Annotated in this window: 29 protein-coding genes and 2 pseudogenes; 21 read left to right on the forward strand and 10 right to left on the reverse strand. The window is 48.0% G+C overall.

Annotated elements, in window-relative coordinates; all coding sequences use genetic code 11:
* The first annotated feature begins 9 nt into the window (after positions 1-9).
* The 3 genes from AACR41_RS09935 (at position 10) to AACR41_RS09945 (ending at position 1753) form a co-directional block, all read left to right on the forward strand.
* Positions 10-810: an ion transporter gene (locus tag AACR41_RS09935; protein ID WP_030006764.1), complete on the forward strand. Its 801-nt coding sequence runs from the start codon at positions 10-12 to the stop codon at positions 808-810.
* A gap of 103 nt (positions 811-913) precedes the next feature.
* Positions 914-1261, forward strand: a complete 348-nt coding sequence (locus AACR41_RS09940; RefSeq protein ID WP_030006765.1) for a hypothetical protein — start codon at positions 914-916, stop codon at positions 1259-1261.
* A gap of 102 nt (positions 1262-1363) precedes the next feature.
* Complete coding sequence (locus AACR41_RS09945) at positions 1364-1753, forward strand: hypothetical protein (protein WP_030006766.1); 390 nt, start codon at positions 1364-1366, stop codon at positions 1751-1753.
* 125 nt (positions 1754-1878) lie between these two features.
* Here the strand turns inward: AACR41_RS09945 and AACR41_RS09950 are convergent, their stop codons facing one another.
* From AACR41_RS09950 to rbfA, 4 genes are all read right to left on the reverse strand, one after another.
* Complete coding sequence (locus AACR41_RS09950; protein WP_030006767.1) at positions 1879-2121, reverse strand: DUF4327 family protein; 243 nt, start codon at positions 2119-2121, stop codon at positions 1879-1881.
* A gap of 68 nt (positions 2122-2189) precedes the next feature.
* Positions 2190-2438: a DUF4327 family protein gene (locus AACR41_RS09955; protein ID WP_030006768.1), complete on the reverse strand. Its 249-nt coding sequence runs from the start codon at positions 2436-2438 to the stop codon at positions 2190-2192.
* Positions 2439-2623: 185 nt separating this feature from the next.
* Positions 2624-4216: a glycoside hydrolase family 3 N-terminal domain-containing protein gene (locus AACR41_RS09960; RefSeq protein ID WP_030006769.1), complete on the reverse strand. Its 1593-nt coding sequence runs from the start codon at positions 4214-4216 to the stop codon at positions 2624-2626.
* Positions 4217-4227: 11 nt separating this feature from the next.
* Positions 4228-4623, reverse strand: coding sequence for a 30S ribosome-binding factor RbfA (gene rbfA / locus AACR41_RS09965; protein ID WP_030006770.1), 396 nt, complete (start codon positions 4621-4623; stop codon positions 4228-4230).
* 378 nt (positions 4624-5001) lie between these two features.
* On the opposite strand from rbfA, the gene eno reads away from it, so the two are divergent.
* From eno to lpxB, 6 genes and pseudogenes are all read left to right on the forward strand, one after another.
* Entirely contained in the window at positions 5002-6294 is a 1293-nt protein-coding gene (gene eno / locus AACR41_RS09970; RefSeq protein ID WP_012305714.1) for a phosphopyruvate hydratase, read from the forward strand.
* Positions 6295-6474: 180 nt separating this feature from the next.
* Positions 6475-7310: pseudogene (gene ylqF, locus AACR41_RS09975) on the forward strand (ribosome biogenesis GTPase YlqF).
* A gap of 59 nt (positions 7311-7369) precedes the next feature.
* Positions 7370-7627: a TIGR03643 family protein gene (locus AACR41_RS09980; RefSeq protein WP_030006771.1), complete on the forward strand. Its 258-nt coding sequence runs from the start codon at positions 7370-7372 to the stop codon at positions 7625-7627.
* Positions 7628-7762: 135 nt separating this feature from the next.
* On the forward strand, positions 7763-8230 hold the full coding sequence (fabZ, locus tag AACR41_RS09985) for a 3-hydroxyacyl-ACP dehydratase FabZ (protein WP_012305711.1): 468 nt from the start codon (positions 7763-7765) through the stop codon (positions 8228-8230).
* Between the two features lie 43 nt (positions 8231-8273).
* Positions 8274-9077: an acyl-ACP--UDP-N-acetylglucosamine O-acyltransferase gene (gene lpxA, locus AACR41_RS09990; protein ID WP_315862017.1), complete on the forward strand. Its 804-nt coding sequence runs from the start codon at positions 8274-8276 to the stop codon at positions 9075-9077.
* Between the two features lie 6 nt (positions 9078-9083).
* Positions 9084-10256: a lipid-A-disaccharide synthase gene (lpxB, locus tag AACR41_RS09995; RefSeq protein ID WP_030006773.1), complete on the forward strand. Its 1173-nt coding sequence runs from the start codon at positions 9084-9086 to the stop codon at positions 10254-10256.
* Between the two features lie 2 nt (positions 10257-10258).
* On the opposite strand, the gene AACR41_RS10000 is transcribed toward lpxB, so the two are convergent.
* Complete coding sequence (locus AACR41_RS10000; RefSeq protein WP_030006774.1) at positions 10259-10438, reverse strand: PCP reductase family protein; 180 nt, start codon at positions 10436-10438, stop codon at positions 10259-10261.
* A gap of 283 nt (positions 10439-10721) precedes the next feature.
* On the opposite strand from AACR41_RS10000, the gene AACR41_RS10005 reads away from it, so the two are divergent.
* The 6 genes and pseudogenes from AACR41_RS10005 to AACR41_RS10030 all read left to right on the forward strand — a co-directional run bounded on the left by AACR41_RS10005 (position 10722) and on the right by AACR41_RS10030 (position 14953).
* A complete protein-coding gene (locus tag AACR41_RS10005; protein WP_030006775.1) occupies positions 10722-13148 on the forward strand; it encodes a dynamin-like GTPase family protein in 2427 nt (808 codons plus the stop codon).
* Between the two features lie 31 nt (positions 13149-13179).
* Positions 13180-13578 carry a KGK domain-containing protein gene (locus tag AACR41_RS10010; RefSeq protein WP_030006776.1) on the forward strand — a complete coding sequence of 133 codons (399 nt, stop codon included), beginning with the start codon at positions 13180-13182 and terminating at the stop codon, positions 13576-13578.
* Position 13579: 1 nt separating this feature from the next.
* Positions 13580-13948, forward strand: a complete 369-nt coding sequence (locus AACR41_RS10015) for a KGK domain-containing protein (protein WP_045441781.1) — start codon at positions 13580-13582, stop codon at positions 13946-13948.
* A 3-nt stretch (positions 13949-13951) separates the two neighbouring features.
* On the forward strand, positions 13952-14308 hold the full coding sequence (locus AACR41_RS10020) for a KGK domain-containing protein (protein ID WP_072007980.1): 357 nt from the start codon (positions 13952-13954) through the stop codon (positions 14306-14308).
* 8 nt (positions 14309-14316) lie between these two features.
* On the forward strand, positions 14317-14712 hold the full coding sequence (locus AACR41_RS10025) for a KGK domain-containing protein (protein ID WP_030006778.1): 396 nt from the start codon (positions 14317-14319) through the stop codon (positions 14710-14712).
* Positions 14712-14953, forward strand: a pseudogene (locus tag AACR41_RS10030) (HNH endonuclease). Before AACR41_RS10025 ends, AACR41_RS10030 begins: the two are co-directional and overlap by 1 nt.
* 6 nt (positions 14954-14959) lie before the next feature.
* Here the strand turns inward: AACR41_RS10030 and AACR41_RS10035 are convergent.
* Positions 14960-16390, reverse strand: coding sequence for a protein adenylyltransferase SelO (locus tag AACR41_RS10035; protein WP_030006779.1), 1431 nt, complete (start codon positions 16388-16390; stop codon positions 14960-14962).
* Between the two features lie 37 nt (positions 16391-16427).
* On the opposite strand from AACR41_RS10035, the gene AACR41_RS10040 reads away from it, so the two are divergent.
* Complete coding sequence (locus AACR41_RS10040; protein ID WP_030006780.1) at positions 16428-16682, forward strand: chlororespiratory reduction protein 7; 255 nt, start codon at positions 16428-16430, stop codon at positions 16680-16682.
* A gap of 86 nt (positions 16683-16768) precedes the next feature.
* Here the strand turns inward: AACR41_RS10040 and AACR41_RS10045 are convergent, their stop codons facing one another.
* The 3 genes from AACR41_RS10045 to AACR41_RS10055 all read right to left on the reverse strand — a co-directional run bounded on the left by AACR41_RS10045 (position 16769) and on the right by AACR41_RS10055 (position 21929).
* Complete coding sequence (locus tag AACR41_RS10045; protein ID WP_045441785.1) at positions 16769-18277, reverse strand: bifunctional metallophosphatase/5'-nucleotidase; 1509 nt, start codon at positions 18275-18277, stop codon at positions 16769-16771.
* Positions 18278-18382: 105 nt separating this feature from the next.
* Entirely contained in the window at positions 18383-21385 is a 3003-nt protein-coding gene (locus tag AACR41_RS10050; protein WP_030006782.1) for a UPF0182 family protein, read from the reverse strand.
* 43 nt (positions 21386-21428) lie between these two features.
* The gene (locus tag AACR41_RS10055) at positions 21429-21929 is read right to left on the reverse strand and encodes a hypothetical protein (RefSeq protein ID WP_030006783.1); all 501 of its coding nucleotides are present in this window, start codon (positions 21927-21929) and stop codon (positions 21429-21431) included.
* A 90-nt stretch (positions 21930-22019) separates the two neighbouring features.
* Between AACR41_RS10055 and rnc the strand changes: the two genes are divergently transcribed.
* Positions 22020-22745: a ribonuclease III gene (gene rnc, locus AACR41_RS10060; RefSeq protein ID WP_041443295.1), complete on the forward strand. Its 726-nt coding sequence runs from the start codon at positions 22020-22022 to the stop codon at positions 22743-22745.
* Between the two features lie 108 nt (positions 22746-22853).
* Here the strand turns inward: rnc and mutT are convergent, their stop codons facing one another.
* Positions 22854-23252, reverse strand: coding sequence for an 8-oxo-dGTP diphosphatase MutT (gene mutT / locus AACR41_RS10065; protein ID WP_030006784.1), 399 nt, complete (start codon positions 23250-23252; stop codon positions 22854-22856).
* Between the two features lie 150 nt (positions 23253-23402).
* Between mutT and AACR41_RS10070 the strand changes: the two genes are divergently transcribed.
* The 4 genes from AACR41_RS10070 to AACR41_RS10085 all read left to right on the forward strand — a co-directional run bounded on the left by AACR41_RS10070 (position 23403) and on the right by AACR41_RS10085 (position 26050).
* Positions 23403-23612, forward strand: a complete 210-nt coding sequence (locus AACR41_RS10070) for a hypothetical protein (RefSeq protein WP_012305700.1) — start codon at positions 23403-23405, stop codon at positions 23610-23612.
* A gap of 26 nt (positions 23613-23638) precedes the next feature.
* The gene (accD, locus tag AACR41_RS10075; protein ID WP_030006785.1) at positions 23639-24598 is read left to right on the forward strand and encodes an acetyl-CoA carboxylase, carboxyltransferase subunit beta; all 960 of its coding nucleotides are present in this window, start codon (positions 23639-23641) and stop codon (positions 24596-24598) included.
* Positions 24599-24815: 217 nt separating this feature from the next.
* Positions 24816-25715, forward strand: coding sequence for a hypothetical protein (locus tag AACR41_RS10080; RefSeq protein WP_223209900.1), 900 nt, complete (start codon positions 24816-24818; stop codon positions 25713-25715).
* A gap of 95 nt (positions 25716-25810) precedes the next feature.
* Entirely contained in the window at positions 25811-26050 is a 240-nt protein-coding gene (locus AACR41_RS10085) for a FitA-like ribbon-helix-helix domain-containing protein (protein ID WP_030006786.1), read from the forward strand.
* Positions 26051-26053 lie beyond the last annotated feature (3 nt).

Consider the following 26053-nt stretch of genomic DNA (forward strand, 5'->3'; position numbering starts at 1 on the left):
GAAATTCCGATGGAAAGCCAATTGCCTTGGCGATTAAGACTAGGCCGTTACCTCGATGATTTTGACAGTGGCACAGGCCGCCTCCTCAATTTAGCTTTGTGTGGACTGATTTTTATTTCGTCGGGGATTTTTGTGGCGCAAACCTATCCTTTGCCAACGGTTTGGGCACAATATTTGGATTATTTAGATACGGGTATTTTGATTTTATTTGCCGTGGAATATTGCTGTCGCTGTGTGGGGGCCGCAGAACCTCGGAAGTTTATTTTTAGCTTTTTTTCCTATCTTGATCTGTTGGCGATCGCCCCGTTATTTTTCGGCTTCCTCGACATTCGTTTTGTGCGGCTGTTCCGCTGGTTTCGATTACTACGCTTGATCCGATTTTTTCGCCTAGAAATCTCGATTTTCAAGATCAAGGCCGAAGACAGCATTATTCTCAGCCGAATTCTCCTGACCTTATTTACAATTATCTTTGTTTATTCTGGCCTAATTTATCAAGTCGAACATGACATTAACCCCGCTGTTTTTGGCAATTTTTTAGATGCTTTGTATTTTGCCGTGGTGACGATGACCACAGTGGGTTTCGGTGATAAAACGCCCATTTCAGACATTGGCAAAGTCGTGACTTTAACGATGATTCTCACGGGGATTGCGGTGATTCCTTGGCAGTTGGGGGATTTAGTGCGCCAGTTTCTCAAAAGTGCGAATCAACAGGAAATCGACTGCACAAAATGTGGTCTAGCTTTTCATGATCAAGATGCTCAATTTTGTAAGCGATGTGGCACAGCCCTCCGGCAAAATCAATTAAATTAGCATTCAGCGACATTGCTCAATAAAAGATCACAAAAAATTGGCGATCGCCCCAGGAATTCCTATGATGAAACCATCGTTATTTTTTTGAGTTTAAACTAACAGAATGTCAACGCCCCTTACTCTCAATTTATTACAAGGTTCTGTCACCTTTCGGTTCACCAGCACTGCCGCCCAAACCCTCAAAGCAGAAATCGATCAACTGATGCACAGCATGAAGGCGATCGCCGGCAATAGTAACCCCAAAGGCCGTCCCCAGCCCCAAGAATCCATGAATTATCAGTACACCGGGGACATTTTTTTAGAGATTTTTTGCAATCCGAATATTTACCCCAGTCCCTTCGCCGCCAAGGTATTGATCACCCTCCGGGATGACCGGATTCGCCTCACCAGCGAAGCAGAATTACCCCGTTTAATCGAAGATTTAGAGAATTATCTGGCCCAGGCCGATTAGTGTGAAAGATAACAGCGATTTTTGTGGCGGTGCGCTAGGCTAAACATAAATAATGCAATTTTCTAGTCCCATCTCAATCCCTCAAGCGAGAAAACTGTTGCCATGAGTACATCCACAAACTTCTTTGAACTGTTTCAAAAGGGCTTCCATGTCACCGTTGGGGCCGCTGCCACCTTAGTCGAAACGATCCAAGATCCCACCAAACGGGAAGTGACAATTTCTGAATTTCGTACAGAGCTTCAAAATCGCGCCGAACAATGGTCAGAAAAAGGTGAAATGACCGAGCAAGAAGCCCGTAAATTTCTCGAAAAAATCTTCCAGCAAGACAAAGCCGCCAGGGAACCCGGTACCCAAGAAATCGTGACCACGGCGACGGAAGTAAAAGATAGCGATCTGCAAAACGAACTCAAGAATTTAACAGATCAAATTGTCACCCTTAAAAGTGAACTCGCGGCGCTCCGTCAGGATAAACAAGAAAACGAACCAAACTAGGCATCGAGTTCGGATCTGTCAGTAAATCCTATATGAGTCCAACCGCTTGGGGCAGTTAAAAATTTCTGCCCTTTTTTTGTTTATTTCTTGGAAGAAGAGAAATTTTGGATTGGATCAACTAATTGTCAATCGTTCTCCCATCGCTCCGCTCCGAGCAAATCACCGATGCAGTCCCGGAGAAGGAAGCCGCAGCGTTCTAGCTCGACTTCGATGCAGTGCCACTCGCGGGGGGGAATATATTCACAAAGGCTATAAATGGGCTGTTGACGACTGACGCGATTTTGTTCGACTAATTGTTTTACTTCATCGCGAATTTGTCCCAATGAAAAAAAGAAAGGCGATCGCAATGCAAAGACTGATTGAGTCATGGAAAGTCATCCAAGGGAATGGTCGGCGTTGGGCAATGCACCCAGATACCGACAACAGTGAATTTTTTTTAGTCATCAGACCAGCATTGGGCTGGATTTAGATCCGCAATTTGATCCCGGAGAAGAAAGCCATTTCGTTCGAGTTCGCATTCTACACAAACCCATTCCCTAGCTGGAATGAACTGACAGAGGACATAAATGGGTTGGCTACAGTCTACTGTTCCTGATTCGACCAACTGACGGGCTTCGTCCTTGAGCATTTCAATGGAAAAATGTTTTGGGGTAGGAGAAGCCGGAGGCATTGTCGTGGTGGTCATAGGATTTACCTCTTGGTGACTGATGTTGGTTCCATGCCTATTCTATTGGATTATGCAAGGCATTGCTATACAGAAAACGCTGTATATTTCAATACTTATCAATAACGTTTTTAGCGAAACTTTAAGTAATGTAATCAAAGATCATTAAGGTTTGATTATCCGTTGTCCAAAGTCAGGGGAAATTTTTAAATGAATTCGGCGGCGCTGGGATCCGCTTGGGGCGCTTCTTCCCAGAGGGATGTACAGATTTGTGCTTGGGCGATCGCCATTTGACCATAGCTAAACCACCAGGGAATTTCTGGCAAAGTCGTTTGTAAAGCTTCGAGGAAGTAGGGACTGCCGTAAAAGATAACGCCCTGTAACGGTATTTGGGCGGCAATTTTTTGGAGAACATCGATGGGATCTGCCAGTTTTTCTGTAAAGGGATTACCCCGAAGAAAACACTGGATAAGGGTAGGGATCGCTTCTAACTGCAGGCGAGGGAGCGTTTTTAATTCGACAATTTCAGCGGCATAACCGTGGCGTTGGGGAATGGCGATCGCCGGACAATTGGGACGCAAAAAAGGGCTTTTTAAAACTGAATCCACCACAATTAAGTTGCGCGCAAAATTGTCAGGAAAACTTGATATTTTTACGGGGGATTTTTGATGTTTAGTCGCTCTTTCCAGCACCATGGCAACGGTTTTTCTCGTTTCCGGGCGATCCCCGCTGATCCCCTGGGGAAAAGTTGATGGTGTTGCCGTAAGGATTTTTTGCTTGGCCTGCCAAATTCGTTCTACGGATTCATAGATGCGACTTTCTGAAAGTTGACCTGTTTTGATCGCCGTTTCGATGGCCGTAATCGCTCCGTCCACATCGGGAGGCATCAGGAGAATATCGGCCCCAGCGGCGATCGCCTGGACAACAACGGTATCAGGAGCCGCAAACTGGGTAATTCCTCCCATGACCAACGCATCGGTGACGATTAATCCTTCAAATCCTAGCTTGTGCCGTAGTTGGCCCGTAAGAATTGCTGGCGAAAGGGTTGCTGGATATTGTTGATCCCAAGCGGGAATCATAAGGTGGGCACTCATCACCGCATCTACGCCCCCTTGAATGGCGGCCTTAAAGGGAGGCAGTTCGACGGTATTTAAGCGCGTGTCATCGTGGGAAATGGTGGGGAGCGCGAGGTGGGAATCAGTTGCCGTGTCCCCATGGCCAGGAAAATGTTTTGCCGTCGTTAAAACAGCATATTGTTGCGCCCCCCGGATAAACGCAGTACCCAAGGCACTCACCTGATCCGGCGTTTCTCCGAAGGCACGGATGTTGATCACCGGGTTGTGGGGATTGTTATTCACATCCAGCACCGGGGCCAAAACCCAATTGATACCAAGGCTGAGGGCTTCCTGGGCCGTAGTTGCGCCCATGGTTTCTGCAAGGGCGATCGCCTGGTGGAGATCCGTACGCCAAATCTCACCGAAAGCCATGGGAGGCGGGAATTCCGTCGCACCGCTAAACCGTTGGCCGACCCCTTCTTCGATATCTGCGGCAATCAAGAGGGGAATTTCGGCCCAACTCTGCAATTGCTTGGTTTTCTGGGCTACCTCGGCGGCACTCCCCCCCAAAAGGATTACGCCACCGATCCCCGCCTCGATCCAGCGTTGTAGAGTCGTTTGATCAGCTTCCCACTGGGGGTAGGGGCGTTCGTAGTCAAATAGATAGCCAGCCCCCCGCACGACGATCATCTGGGCGATCGCCTGGCGGAGAGACAAGGATTCAACCGGGGGGAGGGGAGCCATCACCAAGGGCGCTACACCATTTCCTCGGATTCTTGGGCTTCTAGTTCCTCTGGATCCTTAATGTCTAGTTGGTTAATGAAATGGATCATCCGGTCTCCCTCTTCAAGGGAACGGTCTTCGATGAATAAAACCTCTGGTGATCGCCGCAGGCGAATGCGCTGGCCTAGGGTACGACGCACAAACCCTTGGCTGGCCCGCAGTCCTTCCATCGTTTCGGCCCGGGCTTCTTCTGAGCCATAGATGCTCACAAAAATCTTGGCATGCTGCAAGTCCCCAGACACTTCTACTTCAGTGATGCTCACCATGCCCGCCCCAACTCGGTCATCTTTAATATCCTGCATGAGCATCAAACTCACTTCCCGCTTAATCAGCGAAGAAACCTTCGATACCCGTCGACTATTTGCCATGACTCTATTCGCCTCCTAAAATCCTGTACCGCGTTCTCGGCACCCACAACCCCAGCCGCTTCTTTCCATTTCCTTTGAGTCTTCCATTGATTCAAAAAGCTGCAAAAAAATGTGGCGATCGCGGTGGCGGCTTGATGTGACTCGAAGTCGGTTTGGCGGTGTGACAACGCCCTCAGTGTATCTTGAAAAAACCCTACCCTTCAACTCCCTAGCTATCTTCCCGTTGGCGATCGCCGCAAACCTAAAGAAAATATCAAGATATATCCCTGAACCTTGACAACGGACGATTGTTCCCAAAATCCCCCCTAAAAAAGCAACAAATCCACCAGAACAGGGTATGTTTATACCTGAATATCAATGGTCAGTGAGTAATCCCAAATGCTGGACAAATCCGAAGCAATCATCGAAGCAATAGATGCTAGAGAAATTTTAGATTCCAGAGGTCGCCCCACCGTCGAGGCAGAAGTTCGTTTAGAAAGCGGTGCAGTAGGTCTCGCCCAAGTGCCCAGTGGAGCCTCTACCGGTAGTTTTGAAGCCCATGAACTGCGGGACGGAGACAAAGCCCGTTATGGCGGCAATGGGGTACTAAAGGCCGTGCGCAATGCGAAAGAAAAAATTGCCCCGGAACTGATCGGTAAAGATGCCCTTGACCAAACGACAGTTGATTACGCCATGATTGCCCGGGATGGCTCTGACAACAAATCTAATCTAGGGGCCAATGCCATTTTGGCGGTATCCCTCGCAGCGGCAAAAGCGGCAGCAGCGGAACTCGCCCTGCCCCTCTATCGTTATCTCGGTGGCCCTTTGGCTAACGTCCTCCCCGTGCCCTTGATGAACGTGATCAATGGCGGTGCCCACGCAGCTAATAACGTTGATTTCCAAGAATTTATGATCGTGCCGGTGGGGGCCAGTTCCTTTAAAGAAGCACTCCGTTGGGGAGCGGAAGTTTTTACTGCCCTGAGCAAGGTACTTGACAGCAAAGGTTTATTAACAGGTGTTGGGGATGAGGGGGGATTTGCCCCTAACCTAGGCTCTAACGAAGAAGCCCTCGAAATTCTCGTGGATTCGATCAAAGCGGCGGGCTACGAACCCGGTACACAGGTGGCCCTCGCCCTCGACATTGCCGCCAGTGAATTTTACGCCGATGGTCAGTACACCTACGACGGTACAGCCCACAGTCCGGCAGAATTTATCGACTACCTGACGGCGATGGTCGAAAAGTACCCAATTGTTTCCATTGAGGATGGTCTCCATGAAGATGATTGGGATAGCTGGACAATTTTGACCGCACGCATCGGCCACAGGGTACAACTGGTCGGGGATGACTTGTTTGTCACCAACAAGGTGCGACTCCAACAGGGCATTGAGAAAAAAGCGGGTAATGCGGTATTGATTAAGCTCAACCAAATCGGTACCCTCACCGAAACCCTCGAAACCATCGATCTGGCGACCCGCAATGGATATCAGTCCGTGATTAGTCACCGCTCTGGGGAAACGGAAGATACCACCATCGCTGATCTGGCGGTGGCAACCCGTGCCGGCCAAATCAAAACCGGTTCCCTCTGCCGCAGTGAACGGGTAGCAAAATACAATCGCTTACTCCGCATCGAGGATGAACTTGGCGATCGCGCAGTTTATGCCCCTAAAGTTGGTCTTGGCCCCCAATTCTAAGAGTTCTCGCCGAACAGACATTCAGCCTTAACTTTTTCATACTCCCATCCGGATCACAGTGTTCTATCGCTGTGGTCTTTTTTGTGGTGGGTCGCCAAAAGCACTGCCAATTTACCCCTAAGCAATTTTCGACCCAACCCAAGGCAGTATGATAAAAAACACCGTTTTGACTTCGTTCCCATGCCCCAACCGATCCAATGGTATCCCGGCCACATTGCCAAGGCCGAACGCCAACTCAAAGAACAGCTCAACCGCGTTGATGTGGTGTTAGAAGTCCTCGATGCCCGCATCCCCTTCGCATCCCACCACCCCCAAGTCGATGAATGGATTGGTGAAAAACCTCGGGTCGTCGTGGTCAATCGGCGGGATATGATCCCCAGCGAAACCCTCAGTCAATGGCGCGACTGGTACCAAGCCCAAAAAATTCAGCCCGTCTTTACCGATGCAAAAAAGGAACCGGGGTTAAAGGTGTGATTAAAGCTGCCCAATTAGCCGGAAAAGCGATGAATGACCGCCGCATTTCCCGGGGAATGCGGCCCCGTCCGGTGCGGGCAGTGGTTATGGGTTTACCTAACGTTGGGAAATCGGCCCTGATTAACCGTTTAGTCGGTAAAAAAGTCGTCGAAAGTGCCCGCAAAGCTGGGGTGACGAAACAATTGCGCTGGGTGAGAATCTCTGACCAAATTGAAATGCTTGATGCCCCAGGGGTAATTCCCTGGAAGCTCGATGATCAACATAATGCGGTGAAACTAGCCATTTGTGAGGACATTGGCGCGGCCTCCTATGACAACCAACTGGTCGCAGCGGCCATGGTGGATTTGCTCGTGGAACTGAATTTAGAACAGCATCTGACTGAGCGCTATGACCTCGACCCCCTCGATATGTCTGGCGAAGATTATGTCATTGCCCTCGGAGACCATCGCTTCCAAGGCGACAGGGAACGTAGTGCAGTTACGTTGCTCAATGAATTTCGTAAGGGCATTTTGGGACAAATCCCCCTCGAATTGCCGAATTAAAGATTTGCGCTACAGTACAGCGTGGAACTGATTTAGATAGAACTTATTAAAAGACAACAATGAATTTTGAGGCGCTAGATGAGGCCACCATTGACCGGGTGATCGAAATGGCCTGGGAAGACCGCACCACCTTTGAGGCCATTGAGATGCAATTTGGGCTTCAGGAAAAGGAAGTGATTCAAATCATGCGGCGCTATATGAAACGCTCTAGTTTTAAGATGTGGCGTAAGCGGGTGACCGGGCGGAACACAAAACATCTCCAAAAGCGGGATTTCATAGAAGGACGATTTCGTTCCGCAAACCAAAAGGGTTCTTAATCGAAGCCATGGACTGACCTGATTTTCATCCGCATGGGGCACTAATACAGATCTGCCGTGGAGAAGCGCTGCAGAATTAACATTTTGTAGTAATCTAAACTAGCCGCACAGACTGTTATTAATTGATCACCGTCTATGACCACAGAACATCCCGGAACTTTGGCCCAGCCGATCCCCGTCGAAGAGATTCAAAAATTATTACCCCACCGCTATCCTTTTTCGCTGGTAGACCGCATCCTCGAATATATTCCCGGTGAAAAGGCTGTGGGCCTGAAAAATATCACCTTTAATGAACCCCATTTCCAAGGTCACATCCCAAATCACCCGATCATGCCGGGGGTACTGATGGTGGAAGCGATGGCCCAGGTGGGCGGGTTTATTTTGACCCAAATGCCGGGGATGGAAGATAGCTTTTTTGCGTTTGCTGGGATTGATAAAGTTCGGTTTCGGCGACCGGTAGTCCCTGGTGATCAGCTAATTATGACGGTGGAAGTGATCACGGTAAAGGCCAAGCGCATCGCGAAAATGAAGGGCTGTGGCACCGTGGATGGTCAAGTGGCGGTGGAAGGGGAGATGCTCTTTTCCCGTCTGAATTTTGAATAATTGGCCCTGAGGCCCACTACACTACTATGGAGCACACTGGAGAATTCTTTTGAGTACTCTGATTCATCCGACGGCGGTGGTTCACCCCAACGCTCAAATTCATCCAACGGTTCAGGTTGGCCCCTATGCAGTGATTGGTGAATATGTCACGGTTGGGGAAGGTACGGTTATTGGTGCCCATGCAATTTTGGATGGTTATACGCGCATTGGTCAGGGGAATCGGATTTACCCAGGGGCGGCCATTGGCTTAGAACCACAGGATCTCAAATATCAGGGGGCGGCCAGTTTAGTTGAAATTGGCGATCGCAATACGATTCGCGAATATGTGACGGTGAATCGGGCGACGGCGGCGGGAGAAAAAACGATCATTGGGAATGACAATCTCTTGATGGCCTATGTCCATGTGGCCCACAATTGCATTCTGGAAAACAACATCATCATTGCGAACAATGTGGCGATCGCCGGCCATGTGGAAATCGAATCGCGAGCGGTGATTGGTGGGATGTTGGGCATTCACCAGTTTGTACATATCGGCAAGATGGCAATGTTGGGGGGCATGAGTCGCATTGATCGGGATGTGCCACCTTTTATGCTGGTCGAAGGCAATCCTTCGAAGGTGCGTTCTTTGAATTTGGTGGGCCTCAAGCGCAGTGGTTTAACCCCGGCGGAAATGGGTTTGCTTAAACAAGCATTTCGTTTACTGTACCGCTCGGATCTCAAAACCTCCGAGGCGATCTCCCAACTTGTGACTATCGGCGACCATGAACATCTCCAACATCTCCAACAGTTTCTCGAAAAAGCCCTCGATCCCAGCCGTCGGGGTTTAATTCCGGGGAAACGGAGCTAGGCGATAATGCATATTTTCATCAGTACGGGGGAAGTGTCCGGCGATCTCCAGGGGAGTCTCTTGGTGGAAGCGCTCTTTCGTCAGGCCGAGGCGCTCAATATTGACCTAAAAATTACTGCCCTCGGTGGCGATCGCATGGCTGCAGCGGGAGCAACCCTCCTGGGTAACACCACAAAAATTGGCTCCATTGGTCTGATCGAATCCCTGCCCTACATCATTCCGACCCTCCGCATTCAACGGCAGGCGAAACGCTATCTCAAAGAAAATCCGCCGGATCTGGTGGTGCTGATCGATTACATTGGCCCGAATATTGGCATTGGTAATTTTGTCCGCCGTCAGTTGCCCCAGGTGCCAATTATTTACTACATTGCGCCCCAGGCCTGGGTTTGGTCGTTTAATGACAACAATACAAAGGCGATCGCCCGCATCACCGACCGGATTCTTGCCATTTTCCCGGAAGAAGCCCGTTACTTTGCAGAATACGGCATAGACGTAAAATTTGTGGGCCATCCCCTCGTGGCAAAAATGGCCACCTGTCCCCGCCGTGCCACCGCTAGGGAAAAACTGGGCCTCAACCAAGACCGCCCCCTGATCACATTGTTGCCAGCCTCCCGCCGCCAGGAGCTGAAATACCTCTTACCCGTGATGGTGGAAGCGGCCAAAATTCTCCAGCGTCAGGTGCCAGAGGTAAAGTTTTTAATTCCCGTCGCCTTGCCCCACTACCGCAACATTCTAGAAACAGCGGTTAATGAAGCAGGTTTAAATGCAATTTTGATTGATAATCCAGCCCAAACTCCCTTGGCAATCGCCGCTGCGGATCTAGCGATCACAAAATCGGGCACCGTAAACCTCGAAATTGCCCTGTTAGACGTCCCCCAGGTGGTGCTGTACAAAGTGCATCCCGTCACCGCTTGGATTGCGAAACATCTGCTGAAATTTTCGATTCCGTTCATGTGTCCAGTGAATTTGACCCTGATGCGGCGCATCGTTCCCGAACTACTACAAACAGAAGCGACCGCTCCCCGCATTGTCCAGGAATCTTTGGCATTACTCCAGGATGGCGATCGCCAAGCCCAACTCCAGCAAGATTATCAAGAAATGCGGGCGGTGATGGGCGATGGCAAAGCTTGCGATGTGGCGGCTGTCGATATTCTTACCTTTCCCAGTCACCGACGATAAAGTTAGGCTTCCCCCGATTTTTTGGGGTCATTAAATTGAGCTTTAGCTTGGATATAAATCTCCTTATCGATGATTTTTGCCCCCATTTCTTCGGCAAGTTTTTCAATTTTTCCCTTGGCAAAGGGGCGCACAAAAAAGGGGATTTTCTTAAAGAGTTCTTTAGCTTCGTCTGTCCATTCCATCGGAATTTCTCCTGTGCTCAATTGTTTGACTTCGTACTTTAATACTATTATCCGGCAAATCACTATCAGCAAGTCCTCAAGCAATTACCAGTTTTATGTCAGCTAAATAATAGTTGCATTGGTTTAAAAAAATTAATTTTCCTATCTTTTTCGAAGCGATCGCCTGATATTTATGCTCCGGGTACCAAGCAGAAATTCATTTTGTCATATATTTTCGAGTGTATCGGCATTTTTTTTAATTCTTTTGATAGATTGAGAGATATCCTATCAAACTCAGTTATCAATGTCCGAGTTAATCCCTGCCTGTCAATCCCTGACCACCAATGTCAATGCACTCCTCGATTTATGGCAGCAAGAACCAACACTTCATTTCCAGCAGGATACAACGGCGATCGCCACATCCCTCGAAAAGGCCACCTCTCCAAAGTTTGAAATTGTCTTTGCTGGGGCTTTTAGTGCGGGTAAGTCTATGTTGATCAATGCCTTACTCGAACGGGAGTTACTTTACAGCGCCGAAGGCCATGCCACAGGCACCCAATGTTACATCGAATATGCGGCCCCAGATCAGGAGCGAGTAGTACTGACTTTTTTGAGTACCGAAGAAATTCAGGGGCAGCTCTACCAACTTTGTCAACGACTCGCATTAAAAATTGAGACTTTAGATGACCAGCAACAACTTGTTGTCCTTCAAGATAATTGCCAACAAATTTTGCAAGAGGAAGGGGGTGAAAACAAGTCCGACAAAGCCAAAACAGCCAAAGCTCTTTTTCTTTTACTCGAAGGCTATCTTCACAATCAAGAGCGGATTCATCCTAGCCAAAATTCTACTTATTCCATGGAGCAGTTTAATTTTGCCAATCTAACGGAAGCAGCAAATTTTGCACGACGGGGTAGTAACAGCGCTGTTTTGAAAAAATTGCAATATTATTGCCATCATCCATTGCTAGAGGATGGTAATGTTTTGGTCGATATGCCAGGGATCGATGCTCCAGTTAAACGGGATGCCCAGTTAACCTATGACAAAATTATTCATCCAGATACTTCAGCGGTAATCTGCGTCCTCAAACCCGCTTCGGAAGGGGATATGACCAGTGAAGAAACAGAATTACTGGAAAAAATGCGTACAAACTTAGGCATTCGCGACCGTGTTTTTTATGTTTTTAATCGTATCGATCAAACTTGGTACAATACGCAACTACGGCAACGGCTTGATAGTTTGATCCAAAGTCAGTTTCAAAGGGATGAAAGAATTTACAAAACAAGTGGTTTGTTAGGTTTTTTTGGTAGTCAAGTTAAAGATAGTTCCAGCGGCGATCGCTTTGGTATTGATAGTATTTTTGCGGACAGTGTTAAAAATCTTGGTGGCGAAGAAGAAACGCCTCAATTCGTAAGTGAATTTAACAATTATTGTGCCAACTCTGGCAAATTAACACGGACGCCATTTAAAGTTTCTGTCAACAGTTATGAAACCCCTAATGAAAACTACGTCCGCATTTTAAGTGAATGGGGAAGACCGTTAATTGAGCAACTTGTTAAAGACAGTGGTATCGAAGAATTTCGCCAAGGTATTACCTGCTACCTGAAAGAAGAAAAACGGCCACAATTATTCGCTGCGTTAGCAGATGATCTTCAGCCTTTATGTATTGCTTTACGGAAACATTTACTTTCTGAATATCGAGAATTAGAAAGCCAGCCCCACGAGATCGAAGCGATGAAAGCTCAAGAGTTAACTCGCCTCAACCAAGAATTACAAGAGGTCGGTATTCAATTTCAAAAACATATTACTGAAGAAGTCAACAATATCATCATCAACCAAGATTTTTCCTTTGAAGAGGATTTTCAGGCCCTTAAAGCAAAAATGGTCAGTCGTTTAGATGAATTGCTGCAAACTTTTTCTGTCAAAAATGCTTACAGTCAAGCCACTTTTTCACATCCCCGCAACGCAACCGCACCTCTAATTGCGATTTTAGTAGAGGCTTTGTATTATTTGGCAAATGAGTTAGAAGATGTTTTGATCGAATTTTCAGACATTCTCATCCACAATTTTTGTCAACGCTTAGTGAAGCGCATTCAACAATCTGATTATTATCGAAAACTATATCGTTTATTAGGAAACGATGGAGGTCTTGAACAATCCATTTCAACTCTCGAAGGTCAACTGATTTATGCACTCCAAAGTGAAGCGAGAACAGAATGCGATCGCTATGTGCGAGAAAGTCCAAGATTTTATGATGAAGGAACTTTTTCGATTTATCAATTTCGACAAACTCTCCAGCAGACTTCTCAGGCCTATGATTGTGAAAGTATGGTGGAAGCAGAACCCGCGATTCGTCAACTTTTAAAGCTAGATTTTGAACCCAAGGTTAACGCTACCATCCGTCAAAACTTTCGACAGACAATCAACCAAACTCTAAAGACTCAGTTGTTACCAATGGCAGCACAACAATCAGAGTTTATTTTAGAGCAATATAATCTAGCTCGGCGTTATTTGGAACAAACTCTAGAACAGGAAGCCCGTGAAAAAATTGCTCGAAATCTTCAGCTACAACGAGAATATAAACATAAAATTGAGGTCTATAATCAAGCTGCGATAACAATCAATCAATGCCTTCAGGAAATGCAGGTCTATGAGCGACAATTACCAATCATCATTGAATCAGATTTTGAATTTTCCGATGTGACATCAATAATCGAACATAATAATCAGTAATTTTCAATTAAGAACATACTTAAAATCACCGATGGCTAATTTTAAACATTTACAAACTTCTTGCGATCCCGATGATGTGATCAAGTTCCATAAAGAACTAGAAACTTTCGGAACGCTGGATGAAAAGTTGCAAAGTGCACTAAATTCATATGTAAAATATCAAGGAAATAATATTGTGGCTTTAGGAGATGCTTTAGCCGATCTTTTACAAGAGAAAGGCTTAAAATTTCCACTAAGAGGCTACAGCACATTTAATGCTGAGTATCCATGTTCTGTACTAAAAACCGATGGTGGTGGTTGGAAAAAAGGGAAGGTTCGTTTTCGTTACGCTTTGGAAGTCATTATAGATGAAGAAGAAGAGGTTCTTGATACCTCAAAGTCACCACTGGACGATATTCGGCAATCGATAAATAATTCTAAGGAAGTCTAAAATGGAAAGTGATTTTCAGCCTATTCACGATATTCTTGACTCAGAAGACGTCATTGATTTTGGTTCCAAAAGTTATCTCAGAAGAACTTCTGAATTTGTAGAAATTCTTCGAAGCTGCTTACATCAGAGCCATCAAAAAATCAAAGACCAAGCTTGTAATAAATCCATTAAATATCTAAGAGACTCATTGCAAGAAGGTGTGATTTTTGAAGTTGACATTCTTCAACCTGGAAAAACTGAAGGATGGCAAAAAATGCAGATAAAATTCAAAACCTCTCTTGAAGCCTGTCTGATCCAGCCTGAAATTCAAGAACCAGAGTCACCACTCGATGATATCCGCCAGTCAATTCAAGAAAAAACAGAAGATTAAACTATGTCACCTACTCAAAAAAAATTACTCACACAAGAATCATCGGTTATTCATTTTCTCGAACCAGTAAAAGTATCTTTTATGAATCAGCCGATGGCTAAAGTTGGCGACTTTCTCAAAGCACTCAAATCTAAACTGTTGGGGTTTTCTCCAAATGACTGGGACAAAGAACATTATATCCCTTATCAGCAATGGTTCACTGATGGCTACGAAGCTGAAATATTAGATGTGGCTGGCTCTGGTTGGAAAAAGGGAAAAGTTAAAATTAAAATTTCTCTTGAATTTATTCCCAATGCCACGGAAATGGGGAATGCAGAATCTCCCTTAGATGATATTCGTCAATCTATATCTGAACCGTAAAACTCACTATGTCTGAAAATTTTGATGCAATTGAAAATGTCTTTGGAGAGAACACAATCTTTGAGATCAACTCCGAAGCTGACATCATGAAGAGCAGCACTTTTTTGAATATTATTGATGAAATTTGCACGGAATCATTATCTGCTATTGAAAACGAGATCGATAATGTTTTTAGTAATGAATCTATTGAATTACAGAAAATCAAAAATTCTACGGACAATTCAATTATTTATGAAATCAAAAGCTTAATCGCAGAACATAGTGAATTAGTTTGGAAAAACAAAAAAATCCGGTTTCGCTTAATTGTCGAAGCTTCAGAAGACAGCAGAAATTTTATTCCTGAATCTCCTCTGGATGACATTCGCCAGGAAATCACAAAAAAATCAGAGGAAGAATCAATTTAATGGCTAAAACACCGCGTCTTCCAATTCCCGATTCTGTCCGAAAATACGTTTACCAACGGGATAATTATCAATGTCAATGTTGCGGTTCACGACTTCACGAAACCCAACTCAGCATTGACCACATTATTCCCCTAGCCAAAGGTGGCAGTAACGACATTAGCAATCTGCAAACGCTATGTTTAAACTGCAATCAAAAAAAGGTACCCGTCGCGATCGCCGCTTCCAACGTCGCTTTACTTGAGGAATTTTATTGACGTTGCTGAATTGCAGTAAGCAGATCATAAAAGGGTTGCCAGTTATTTTCTGTGGTGATCGGTTCCCAAACAGATTCAATCACCGGACGCAGCAAAGCTGTTTTCGGGTTTTGGGAGGTCAGGCGATCGCCAATTTGTGCCAACTCAGGTTCAGGGATCTCCTGTAAGGCCCGCTGGTAAAGTCCTTGCCATTGTTCAAAGAGCGGCCCTGACAAATCACTATTTTCCAAAATGGTGCTGGAATGCGATCGCCAAGCGTAATTAAACTGAGCTGCCAACTGATAGAAAAAGTCGTGGTAGCCCGTTTGGGTTTCCTCCAACAGTGCCAGGGTTGCGGCAAACAGATCGGCCCCTAGATCTTCCGGCAAATCTTGCAGCCCCAATTTTTCGAGCATTAACTGGCGATAGGTTTGCTCATATTCGATTTCATAATTCACGAGGCCCGTCGCCAAATCCCGCTTATCCATCACCAGCGCCAGGGGCATTTGCAACATTTCTAAATTCAGGCGGCAGATCATTGGTTGGTTGCCGTAGCTATAGCGACCACTGTAGTCGAAGTAAGCCGCCGTAAACTTGCGGTCATAGCTGGGAATAAACGCATAGGGGCCATAATCAAAGCTTTCCCCCGTAATTGCCATATTGTCCGTATTCAAAACCCCGTGGCAAAAGCCCGCCGCCATCCACTGAGCCGCTAATCGTGCCACCCGCTTCACCAAATCAGCGTAAAACAGGGCGTAGGCATCCTCATCCCCAACATACTCGCCGTAGTAATGTTCCACCACATGGTCGAGGAGTTGCTGTAATAAGTCCCGCCGTTGTAGGTAGTAGAGCCGCTCAAAAGTGCCAAACCGAATATGCGATCGCTGGAACCTGACCATCACTGAAGACCGAGTGGGAGAAGGCTCGTCCCCCCGCCAGAGGGATTCCCCTGTTTCGATCAGGCTTAGACAGCGGGAAGTATTCACGCCTAGTTGGTGCAATGCCTCTGCCGCCAAAACTTCCCGGACACCACCCTTGAGGGTTAAACGCCCATCGCCATTGCGGGAATAGGGAGTTTGACCAGAACCTTTTGTGCCGAGATCGTAGAGTAAGCCGTCCTGGGCGCGCACCTGCCCGTAGAGAAAACCCCGTCCGTCCCCTAACTGAGGATTGTACTGACCGAATTGATAGCCGTGGTAACACATGGCCCGCAAGGGATGGGGCGCTTGGAACTGACCAAACGCTTCGAGAAAATCTTGATCGTCTACTTGTTTCGGTTCAAGGCCCAATTTTTCTAAAACGGCGTCATTGCGGAAGCGTAGCTCATGGTGAGGAAAATCTGCCGCTGTCACTTCATCAGAAAAGCGATCGCCAAGGCTTGCAAAGACCTGTTCATAGGGCAGACAAACGAGGGGATTTTGGGTGAGCTCACTGATGGGGGCCATGGGCGTACAATTAAACCAAAAAGCATTAAGGCATATTATGGCAGATCCGATTATGTACCAAGTGGATGGTTATGTGGTGTTGCGCCACGACCACCCGGAACAATTGATGGAGCCCGACGAAATCCGCACCTTTTTTGAAACGCTCCTCAGTACCCAGCCGGATCTATTGCCCGCCGATTTGGCCAAACTCCCCTCCCAAGCTGAGCAAATTGATCAACTCCTCGCAGATTATTGCGAACTGGAAATCGAGGACGGTTTTTTGCAGTGGTATGCGGTGCGCTTTGAAAAATAGGGTATCCACATCCCCACATCCCTCTAAATCTCCCTTATGAAGGGAGACTTTTTGTTCCCCGCCGCTGGAGGGGCTAGGGGAGGGTTCTAATCGGCCCATTGCTGCTGGAGTTGTTGAATGAAGGCAAAGCGCACATCTTCTCCCGTTTCGAGCAAAGTCACATCGGGATGTTCAGGCGTCAAGAAATCGAGGCCCGTTTCCCGCCCGGAGATTAAAAATTCCGTCGCCGCGACCCGATAAATGCGTTCGGGATCTAAAGGGCGATCGCCAATTTGCCAGGTTTGACTTTCCGGAACAAAGGTCACCCCCGCCGTTTGCAAATATCCCCCCGTGCCGCGATTGGCCACGCCCTGATTCAGAATTCGTTCCAGAGTTACCCCCCTAATCTCAACGGTGGCTAAATTTCCCCCGAAGGGCAAAATCCGAATCACATCATACTGGGACAACGGGCCGGGAGGCAGCACATCATCAACACGGATCGAGCCGCCATTAAAAATGGCTAATTCGGCAGCGGGTGTCGCCGTTAACATTGACTGGGCAATGATGTCCGTTAACGCCGTCGGTTGGTTGCGCACGGAACTTTCCAAACCATCTAGGGCGATTGGACTTTCGGTAATGATTTGCTCTGGTTCAAAACCATCAGCCCGAAAACCATCAAAGGCCAGTTGCTGCCAATAATTAACCTCCTGTTCTGTTTCTGGATCTGCGGCGATCGCCCCGGTAATCGGTTGCAAATGTGATTGAACTGTAAGCTGCTCCGTTTCCGTGTCGTAGCTGAGATTGTGGAGATAAACCGTGCGAGCATTGGCATCGGCCTTGAAAATCGGCGTAAAATCCGCACCACGCCACTGTTGAATATTTTCATGGTCGTGGCCCCCCAGGATTAGGTCAATTTCCGGGATATTTTCAGCAAGATAATGGTCATCCTGCATCGCCAGGTGAGTGACCGCCACAATAATATCCGTTTGTGTCTCTAATTCTGCGACGAGGGTTTCCATCTGTTCTAGGGGGTCGAGGTAGGTGACGTAATCCACGGGATTGCTCGGAATTACCACCCCCACAAAACCAATCCGCACCGGAGTTCCCGCCTCACCATAAATGGTTTCAATCACGTAGGGAGGCACATTATCCCAGGGTTCCCCCGCCGCCGTCAGAACGTTACCTGAAAACCACTGGAAGTCTGATTCTGCTAGGCGTTGCTTGAACTGGGATTCACTAATGTCAAATTCGTGGTTACCGAAGGTGGCAAGATCCAAGCCCACTTGGTTCATCACCGCCACAATTTGTTTTCCTGCGAGGCGATCGCCATCCACCACCGCAGTCCCCAAGGCCGACGGACTAAATAAATCCCCAGCTAAAACGGTGAAGGTATGGGGATTTTCGGCAAGCAGTTCCTTGCGTAGGGTCGCCAACCGCGCCAGGCCCCCCGTTGCCCCACCACCCAGGGGCGTAATTTCATAGACATCATTGAGGTGAAGCAGTTGCAATTCTACCGTTTCAGCCCAGAGAGATAGGGGGGCGATCGCCAAACTGACCATGGCCCCAGACACCAGCACCGTAGAACGAACGACCTTCCCAAAGCAATCAAACAACATGGGTCATTACCAAATCCATCACTAATCCCTTCATGATGGTTCAGGTCACCGCCGCAAAAGGCGATCGCTCATAAATTGTGATATTTACGCTAAAGGGCAATTTCCCTAGACAGGTGGTGGAACGACCACATCTGTTTCTAGATCTCGAAAAATCGTCTCCTCCTGGGGTGTTACTTGCTCCGGACGAAAAATCGTGTTGAGGGCTGTTTCCAAGGTGCGGGACATCACAATTTGGTTGTTATAAACCACGATCACCCGTGCCAAGGTCGGGACGCTATTTTCTTCGGCCTCTAGGTAAAGGGGTTCCACATAGAGGAGCGACTGTTCAATGGGAATTACCAATAACTTGCCCTGCACTGCCCGGGAACCTTCTCGATTCCAGAGGGAAATTTGCTGGGAAATAACCGGGTCTTGTTTAATGAGGGCTTCAATTTGATCCGGCCCATAAATCAACTTCTGTTTCGGGAATTGGTAAAGTAACAGCTTGCCGTAATGTTCTCCATCGGCGCGGCCCGCTAACCAGGCAATTAAATTAGGGCGACTGGTGGGGGTATAGGGATGGAGCAAAATAAATTCCTCTGAAGTGGCCGTGGGTAGCCGCATGATCAGATAGTAGGGGGCGATCTCCTGGGGTTCATTTCCATAAACTTCCTGGGGAATTTCCCACTGGTCTTCGCGGTTATAGAAAACCTGGGGGTCTTGCATGTGATAGCTCAGGAGGCGTTCGGACTGCACATTAAACAAGTCAGTTGGATAGCGCAGGTGTTCTTTTAAACCATCGGGCAATTCGGCAAAGGAACGAAACAATTCTGGAAAGGCCCTTGCCCAAGTTTGGATCATCGGATCGGCGGCATCGGCGATATAAAAACGCACTGTGCCATTGTAGGCATTGATCACCACCTTAACGGAGTTGCGGATGTAGTTGAAGGGATGTTCCCCCGGATCGGCATAGGGATAATGGTCACTGGTGGTATAGGCATCCAAAATCCAATAGAGGTAATTTTTTTCGCCGAGGCGGTTGGTCTCGCCAATGTCGGCTGACACGAGGTAGGGATCACGATCAAACCGCAAAAATGGGGCGATCGCCCGCACCCGTTGATTAATATTGCGTCGCATCAACAAGCGAGTATCACCGGTGAGATCATTGGATAACAAAATCCGCCAATCCCGGAGATATTGCGCGAAAAACAAACGTTTCAAAGGATTCCCAAAGGCAATGCCCCCCGTCCCGTCGTAGGTGTTGTAGCGGTTATCTTCCCCACTGGGATAGTCCAACTCCTGCACCTTGGTATCGGTCATCACGTAGTTATTGGTCAGCTCACCGTAGTAAATGCGCGGTTGACCAATGGGAATTGCCTCCCGTACCGCTGGGGTTAAGGTGGTCAAATTGCCATTATCTGCCGTCGCCCCAGCCCCAATATCCTGTACATAATATTGGGGTAAGCCAGTCTCCTCAGCCCGGTTGACTGGACTCACCGTAAAGCCATAGCCATGGGTATAAATGAGATGCTTGTTCACCCAAGTCTTTGCTTGTTCTGGCACCGCTTCATAATCTAGTTCCCTGGGGGCAATGATCACCTGTTGTTGGCTGGGATTTTGGTCTGGGTTTAGGCGTAGGGTATAGCGATCAATATCAGCATCCGAAAAGCGATAATACAGCCGAATTTGCTGCAATTGGCGGTTAGTTTGCAGGATGGGGCGACTGTCCCATAGGCGGATGTTGTTGATGGTTAGGGGATTGCTGTCAATGTCGGAGGCGGTGAGTTCTCCTTCTGGGTTAAACACCCGTGACTCGATGGCATCCAGCCCAAAGGCCCTGCGGGTGGAGGCGATGCTGTATTCCAGATAGGGACGCTCCCGGGCTAATTCATTCGGTTGCACGATGAGGCGTTGGGTTCCGGCAGAGAGAATGGCACCGATGGCCATAACGCCGATATACAAAAGAATGCCCTTTAACACCTGGGGCTGTTGGCGACGGATAGAAACGGTACGGCGGTGGGGATAACGCCAGAATTGCCCTAAACACCAAGCGGCGATCGCCAAGGCCAAAACTGTGAGGAGAATTTCCACATGTTGATCGACGTTGAGATTGGTATAGCTCACCCCATAAACCACCCCAAGCTTAGAGTAGAGCAGCTCATAACGTACTAACCAGTGACGTCCGGCCACGGCGAGGAAGAGGAGGCCCGCCAAAAGATTGAGATGCCGTAACTGGACTGGACTAAAGCCCGGAAACTGTCCCTGGGAAAAACTATCGCCAGATAGCAGATAGTACAGGGTGACACTCACCAAACCATAGAGAAATAAACCCTCAAACCAAAAGTCGAGGATTTGCCACAGGGGCAGGGTAAAAACATAGAAACCAGCATCATGGTTATAGATCGGATCGATTTGGCTGAAGGGCACCCCAAACCAACCCTGGAATATCCGCACCCAATTATTCGCCAGGATCGTCCCGAAACAGAGACTTAGAACCACGGCGATCGCCCGCAAGGAAAACCACCGTTGCCAAAGGATGCCCCCCAGCACCACCGCAGCTAACCCCAAACGCCAGATTTGCTGTTGGGTAAATTGCCACAAACTGCGCAATGATTTGAATGCCAGGGGATCCGGTAAAGCAGGGGTAATTAGCGGCAGGCTCATGTCCCGTTGTCCCATCTCCCAGACCACCGAGCCGTAGTGGAACAAAATCAAGACAATCAACAGGCTAAACCCGGCCATTAACAGCAGTAATCCCCGAAAATTGATCGCCGGTGATTCAGGAATTTTCTTGTGATAGGGGATGGGTTCGAGGAAAAATTTTTGCCACCATTGCAACGGAGGCCGGGGCACATTGGTTTGGCGATCGCCCCCCGACTGATCCGGGATTATTTGCCATTCCTGGCGGTCAACCACCCGGTAATTTATCCAGAGGAACACAAAGGAGCCACAAAAACCAAGACTCCACAGGCCAATGCGTAGGGAAACCTGCTTCAAAAAGACAGAACGATATCCCAGCTCAGCGAACCAAAATTGTTCAACGAGGAAACGGGAGACTAATTCAAATAGACCCCAGCCGGCGGCGATCGCACAGCATAGATAGATAATTAGTGACCATTTTTTATCCATGGTGCCGATTGTATCGACTTGCTGGCCTAAAAATCACGCTCGATCAATAATTCCGGAAAATTGGCCGCCCGCACTTTTGTAAGATGCCTGGGGGAATCGGTTTACCGCTGGCGAGGCGTTGTTGTTGGCCCGGAGGGAGGCAGCGGCGATCCACGTCGTAAAAGTAATAGCCTTGGGAAGTTTGGGAACGGGAGCCATTCAGCAGTAGATCGACAAGGATTTCTTGGATGGTGCGGCGATCGCCCGTTTGCCCCCAGAACAGAGAAAAAAGCTGATTCCGAAAAAAATCATCCCCCTGTAACTGGGTAAAGCGGCTGTCTGGAATGGTTTGATATTGACTACGAATATCGGCCAGGATGCCTTGCCACGTTTGGCGGCCAGGAAGCCCCTGACTAGACCCCGAAGATTGTTGCACGATTGTCGGTTCAGGTTTGCGATCCGGTTTGGCGATCGCCCCGGAGCTGGGAAATAAGCCCGCCGCGACCAAGGCAGAACCTAGGGTTAACTGAGTGAGCCGTGTGATCCGTTGCCCAAAAAAGCCCATAATTCTCCGCTGATGTTGCCTCAAATTGCTATGGTGTAGAGAGTAGACGAAAATCACCAAGCAAAGTTCCCTGCTTTTGCCATCTTAAGTATTTCCATGGTTCCTCCCCAACGTCAAAAAAGCCTCCGTCGCCTCATCGATCGCCTCGGCCTCCCCGATTACCATGGTATGCGCTGGGATTTACTGGATCTGGCCCTCACCCACCCCAGCATTTCCCCCGACAAAAATTATGAACAGTTAGAATTTATCGGCGATGCGGTGGTGCGCCTGGCCGCGTCTGAAGTGCTCTACGCCGAATATCCCGCTGAACCCGTGGGAGAATTTGCCGCCATTCGGTCGATCCTCGTGAGCGATCGCACCCTGGCAGAATTTGCCCACCGCTACAATCTCAAAAAATATTTGTCCTACCACGGCCATTACCACGGTGCTGGGGAAATTTCCCTGTTGGCCGATGCCTTTGAGGCGATGTTGGGAGCTTTATTTCTCACCACCAACGATTTAAGCCTGGTGCACCCTTGGCTCGACGAACATCTCCGCCACAAAGCCGCTGAGATTAAACAAGATCCAGCCCGGGAAAATTATAAAGATGCCCTACAAACCTGGAGCCAAGGGGAATACCAAAAACTCCCCACCTACCAAGTGACTGAAAATCCAGAATTTCGCCACGAAGAAGAACGGTTTTTGGCGGAAGTGAAGCTGGGGGATACTTTGCTCGGTAAAGGGGTTGGTCGTTCGAAAAAAGCCGCTGAACAAGCTGCCGCCCGCATGGCCTTTGAGGCGATCGCCCCCCTCGAAAATTTCACGCCTCAGCCATAGAAAAGCGCCCGGAGATCTGGCCTGAGTTACGATCCCCCGACGCCCTTCTATATTTCCTCACACCCAAACTAAGATTCTTAGACGATTAGCCCAGATTGAGGGTTCCATTTAGCTTTCCTGAATTGCCTCGATGATCGCTTGATTGGCTTCTGGGAACTGGTATTGCCCCAATTCGCCGGGATTGACCCACAAAATCTCTGCACATTCAAGGGGTTTGGCATCTCCAGCCAGGACACTGCACCAATGCACATGGAGTGAAACTTTGAATTTCGGGTAATCATGTTCAATTAAAATAAGGCGATCGCCCACCTCAACCTGGAGATTGATTTCTTCTTGGATTTCCCGCGCAATACAGGCTTCTACTGTTTCCCCTGGTTCGATCTTCCCCCCAGGGAACTCCCACAGGCCCGCCATTTCCCCTTGGTCTAAACGGCGATCAATTAAAATTTTTCCCTGGCGATCGCGAATAACGGCGACACCGATCTGCTTATGGGGCAAAGGCGACATTTTTTTACTCCGCACACAAGATAAACCCGATCATTATAGGAGATGGCTCCCGCCGCATTTGCCCAGATCAATTGAGGTTTTTGTTGAAATAAACCATTTAGAATTGTCCTTGTGCTTTGGGCACCTCTACCTTTTGTCTTTTTCTAAACTGTGACTTGGATTACAATTAAAACCACAAAAGCCCGTTGGGAAGCTGAGATGATGGGAGAAATTCTCACCGCCCACAGTATCCCCAACCGCGTTTTAGATATTGGACTGGGCATTTATTTTGGGCAAGGAAGCCAAGCTGCCCTCCAGGTGCGATCGCCTGATCAATGGACCGCCTTACTCCTGCTCAGTCCCCCAGAAGATGACCCCTAAACCCTTGTGTTTCGACCTAACCGCCTATGTCTCTTTTTGATTGGTTTGCCGCAAATCGCCAAAATTCTGAAACCCAGCTCCAGCCCCAACAGGAGCGCGAGATTGCCGATGGCCTCTGGACGAAATGCAAATCCTGCGATGCCCTCACTTACACCAAAGACCTCCGCAACAATCAAATGGTTTGTAAAGAGTGCGGCTTCCATAACCGGGTCGGCAGTCGGGAACGGGTACGCCAATTGATTGACGAAGGCACCTGGACAGAAATTGGTCAAAATGTCGCGCCGACCGACCCCCTCAAATTCCGCGACAAAAAAGCCTATAGCGATCGCCTCAAAGATTACCAAGAAAAAACAAGCCTCACCGATGCTGTAATCACTGGCACAGGACTGATTGACGGTTTACCCATTGCTTTGGCAGTGATGGACTTTGGCTTTATGGGCGGCAGTATGGGATCCGTCGTCGGCGAAAAAATTTGTCGCCTCGTAGAACATGGCACCGCCGAAGGTTTACCCGTGGTGGTTGTTTGTGCTTCTGGTGGGGCGAGAATGCAAGAGGGAATGCTCAGTCTGATGCAGATGGCGAAAATCTCTGGTGCCCTCGAACGCCATCGCACCAAAAAATTACTCTACATCCCTGTCCTGACTAATCCCACCACTGGGGGCGTCACCGCTAGCTTTGCGATGTTGGGAGATTTGATTCTTGCCGAACCCAAAGCAACCATCGGTTTTGCTGGACGCCGCGTCATTGAACAAACATTGCGCGAAAAACTTCCTGACGATTTCCAGACATCTGAATATTTACTCCAACATGGGTTTGTGGATGCGATTGTGCCCCGCACTGAATTGAAAAAAACCCTCGCCCAAATGATTAGTCTCCATCAGCCCTTTCACCCGATTTTGCCGGAGCTACAATTGGCTCCCCACGTGGAAAAAGAAAAAGTTTACGAGCCCATTGCCTCTACTTCGACCAACGACTTTTACAAGTAGACAAAGTCAGTAAAAAACATTGCCGTGATTAGCATAAACAATGGCATCCTTCAGGGATTTTGTTGCTAAATGTACTGTTATTACTGGCATTCATGTTAACTTTGATTAAACATCTCTTTGCATCGACCCAAACAATGGCTTGATAGGGCGTCGCGGAGAGACATTTTTCTTTAGGCATCAATTTAGGTTGAGCGGGAGTCGGGATATGGAAAATGTCATGAATCAGACTTGGCAAAAGACAGCTCTCAGCTGGGAATATCACAAGGCAGCCAATCCGCGTTTAGCAGATGTACCCATTCGCGCATTTCCGGCCAGCCTCCATGAATCCGGTGAAACACGGGTCATCCCCCTCGACCTTGCGGTGGAACTGGGGACAAAATACCCCGCCACGACTCCGAATCTTCTCGCTAACTACATTCGGATTAATGCTGGGGAACAGATTCCGGCGATCGCCGCTTCCAGTTCTGAAGTTTTTTATGTGATGCGTGGTGCCGGGCGTACCGAAACTGAATATGGCGTGCTCGAATGGAAAAAAGGCGACTCCTTTACCCTGCCAATGAATGCAGGCGTTACCCACTATGCCGATGAAGATAGTGCGCTCTATTGGGTTCACGATGCGCCGATGTTGGCTTATCTTGGCGTTCGGCCCACTGCCCCCCGCTTTGAACCGGCTTTCTACGCCAGCGAATATCTCAACAGCGAAATTGAACGTATCCGGGAAGAAGGCATTCGTCGCAACCTCAACCGTAACGGTGTAATTTTAGGCAACCCCGAAAGTGAAGCCACCCGCACCGCCACCCACACCATGTGGTCTTTGTATAATCTGGTGCCGCCCCATTCTTCCCAAAAGCCCCACCGTCACAATTCCATTGCCTTAGATTTAGCGGTTTCAGCGAAAGAAAATACCTACACTTTGATCGGCAAATCCCTTGATAACGATGGCAATATCATCAACCCAGTGAAAGTAATGTGGCAGCCCAATAGCGTTTTTGTAACGCCGCCGAGCCTTTGGCATTCCCACCACAACGAGTCTGACGAAGATGCCTTTGTTTTTCCGGTACAGGATGCAGGGATGCAAATTTATATGCGTACCCTAGACATTCAATTCGCCAAGTAATGAAAAACACTCGTTAGTGCAGATTACTCCTTCTGTCTGAGGGAGTTTTTTATGACACATTACAATCGAAGTTAGACAATTACGCCTAAAAAAATATGGCCAGCATCTCAATTCACGATTTAGATCGGCATCTCAGCGAGCGTTTACAAGAACGTGCCCAGAAACATGGACGTACCCTCGAAGCAGAAATTATTGATATATTGCAAAAAGCTTTAGTTGCAGAGGAGTCATCACAAAATTTGGTGGAGGCGATCGCCCAACATTTTCAAGAATTCGATGAATTTGAAATTCCCTTACTCCCCCGAGAAAAAATTCGCGATGTCTTTCTCGCTTGAAGC

Origin of the sequence: Picosynechococcus sp. NKBG042902 (assembly GCF_963864045.1) — a bacterium.
Lineage (GTDB): Bacteria > Cyanobacteriota > Cyanobacteriia > Cyanobacteriales > MRBY01 > MRBY01.

Bases quoted from the DNA above. Each gene is read 5' to 3' on its own strand.
- AACR41_RS09935 (WP_030006764.1), top strand. From the start codon at position 10: ATGGAAAGCCAATTGCCTTGGCGATTAAGACTAGGCCGTTACCTCGAT.
- AACR41_RS09940 (WP_030006765.1), top strand. From the start codon at position 914: ATGTCAACGCCCCTTACTCTCAATTTATTACAAGGTTCTGTCACCTTT.
- AACR41_RS09945 (WP_030006766.1), top strand. From the start codon at position 1,364: ATGAGTACATCCACAAACTTCTTTGAACTGTTTCAAAAGGGCTTCCAT.
- AACR41_RS09950 (WP_030006767.1), bottom strand. From the start codon at position 2,121: ATGACTCAATCAGTCTTTGCATTGCGATCGCCTTTCTTTTTTTCATTG.
- AACR41_RS09955 (WP_030006768.1), bottom strand. From the start codon at position 2,438: ATGACCACCACGACAATGCCTCCGGCTTCTCCTACCCCAAAACATTTT.
- AACR41_RS09960 (WP_030006769.1), bottom strand. From the start codon at position 4,216: ATGGCTCCCCTCCCCCCGGTTGAATCCTTGTCTCTCCGCCAGGCGATC.
- rbfA (WP_030006770.1), bottom strand. From the start codon at position 4,623: ATGGCAAATAGTCGACGGGTATCGAAGGTTTCTTCGCTGATTAAGCGG.
- eno (WP_012305714.1), top strand. From the start codon at position 5,002: ATGCTGGACAAATCCGAAGCAATCATCGAAGCAATAGATGCTAGAGAA.
- AACR41_RS09980 (WP_030006771.1), top strand. From the start codon at position 7,370: ATGAATTTTGAGGCGCTAGATGAGGCCACCATTGACCGGGTGATCGAA.
- fabZ (WP_012305711.1), top strand. From the start codon at position 7,763: ATGACCACAGAACATCCCGGAACTTTGGCCCAGCCGATCCCCGTCGAA.
- lpxB (WP_030006773.1), top strand. From the start codon at position 9,084: ATGCATATTTTCATCAGTACGGGGGAAGTGTCCGGCGATCTCCAGGGG.
- AACR41_RS10000 (WP_030006774.1), bottom strand. From the start codon at position 10,438: ATGGAATGGACAGACGAAGCTAAAGAACTCTTTAAGAAAATCCCCTTT.
- AACR41_RS10005 (WP_030006775.1), top strand. From the start codon at position 10,722: ATGTCCGAGTTAATCCCTGCCTGTCAATCCCTGACCACCAATGTCAAT.
- AACR41_RS10010 (WP_030006776.1), top strand. From the start codon at position 13,180: ATGGCTAATTTTAAACATTTACAAACTTCTTGCGATCCCGATGATGTG.
- AACR41_RS10015 (WP_045441781.1), top strand. From the start codon at position 13,580: ATGGAAAGTGATTTTCAGCCTATTCACGATATTCTTGACTCAGAAGAC.
- AACR41_RS10020 (WP_072007980.1), top strand. From the start codon at position 13,952: ATGTCACCTACTCAAAAAAAATTACTCACACAAGAATCATCGGTTATT.
- AACR41_RS10025 (WP_030006778.1), top strand. From the start codon at position 14,317: ATGTCTGAAAATTTTGATGCAATTGAAAATGTCTTTGGAGAGAACACA.
- AACR41_RS10035 (WP_030006779.1), bottom strand. From the start codon at position 16,390: ATGGCCCCCATCAGTGAGCTCACCCAAAATCCCCTCGTTTGTCTGCCC.
- AACR41_RS10040 (WP_030006780.1), top strand. From the start codon at position 16,428: ATGGCAGATCCGATTATGTACCAAGTGGATGGTTATGTGGTGTTGCGC.
- AACR41_RS10045 (WP_045441785.1), bottom strand. From the start codon at position 18,277: ATGTTGTTTGATTGCTTTGGGAAGGTCGTTCGTTCTACGGTGCTGGTG.
- AACR41_RS10050 (WP_030006782.1), bottom strand. From the start codon at position 21,385: ATGGATAAAAAATGGTCACTAATTATCTATCTATGCTGTGCGATCGCC.
- AACR41_RS10055 (WP_030006783.1), bottom strand. From the start codon at position 21,929: ATGGGCTTTTTTGGGCAACGGATCACACGGCTCACTCAGTTAACCCTA.
- mutT (WP_030006784.1), bottom strand. From the start codon at position 23,252: ATGTCGCCTTTGCCCCATAAGCAGATCGGTGTCGCCGTTATTCGCGAT.
- accD (WP_030006785.1), top strand. From the start codon at position 23,639: ATGTCTCTTTTTGATTGGTTTGCCGCAAATCGCCAAAATTCTGAAACC.
- AACR41_RS10080 (WP_223209900.1), top strand. From the start codon at position 24,816: ATGAATCAGACTTGGCAAAAGACAGCTCTCAGCTGGGAATATCACAAG.
- AACR41_RS10085 (WP_030006786.1), top strand. From the start codon at position 25,811: ATGGCCAGCATCTCAATTCACGATTTAGATCGGCATCTCAGCGAGCGT.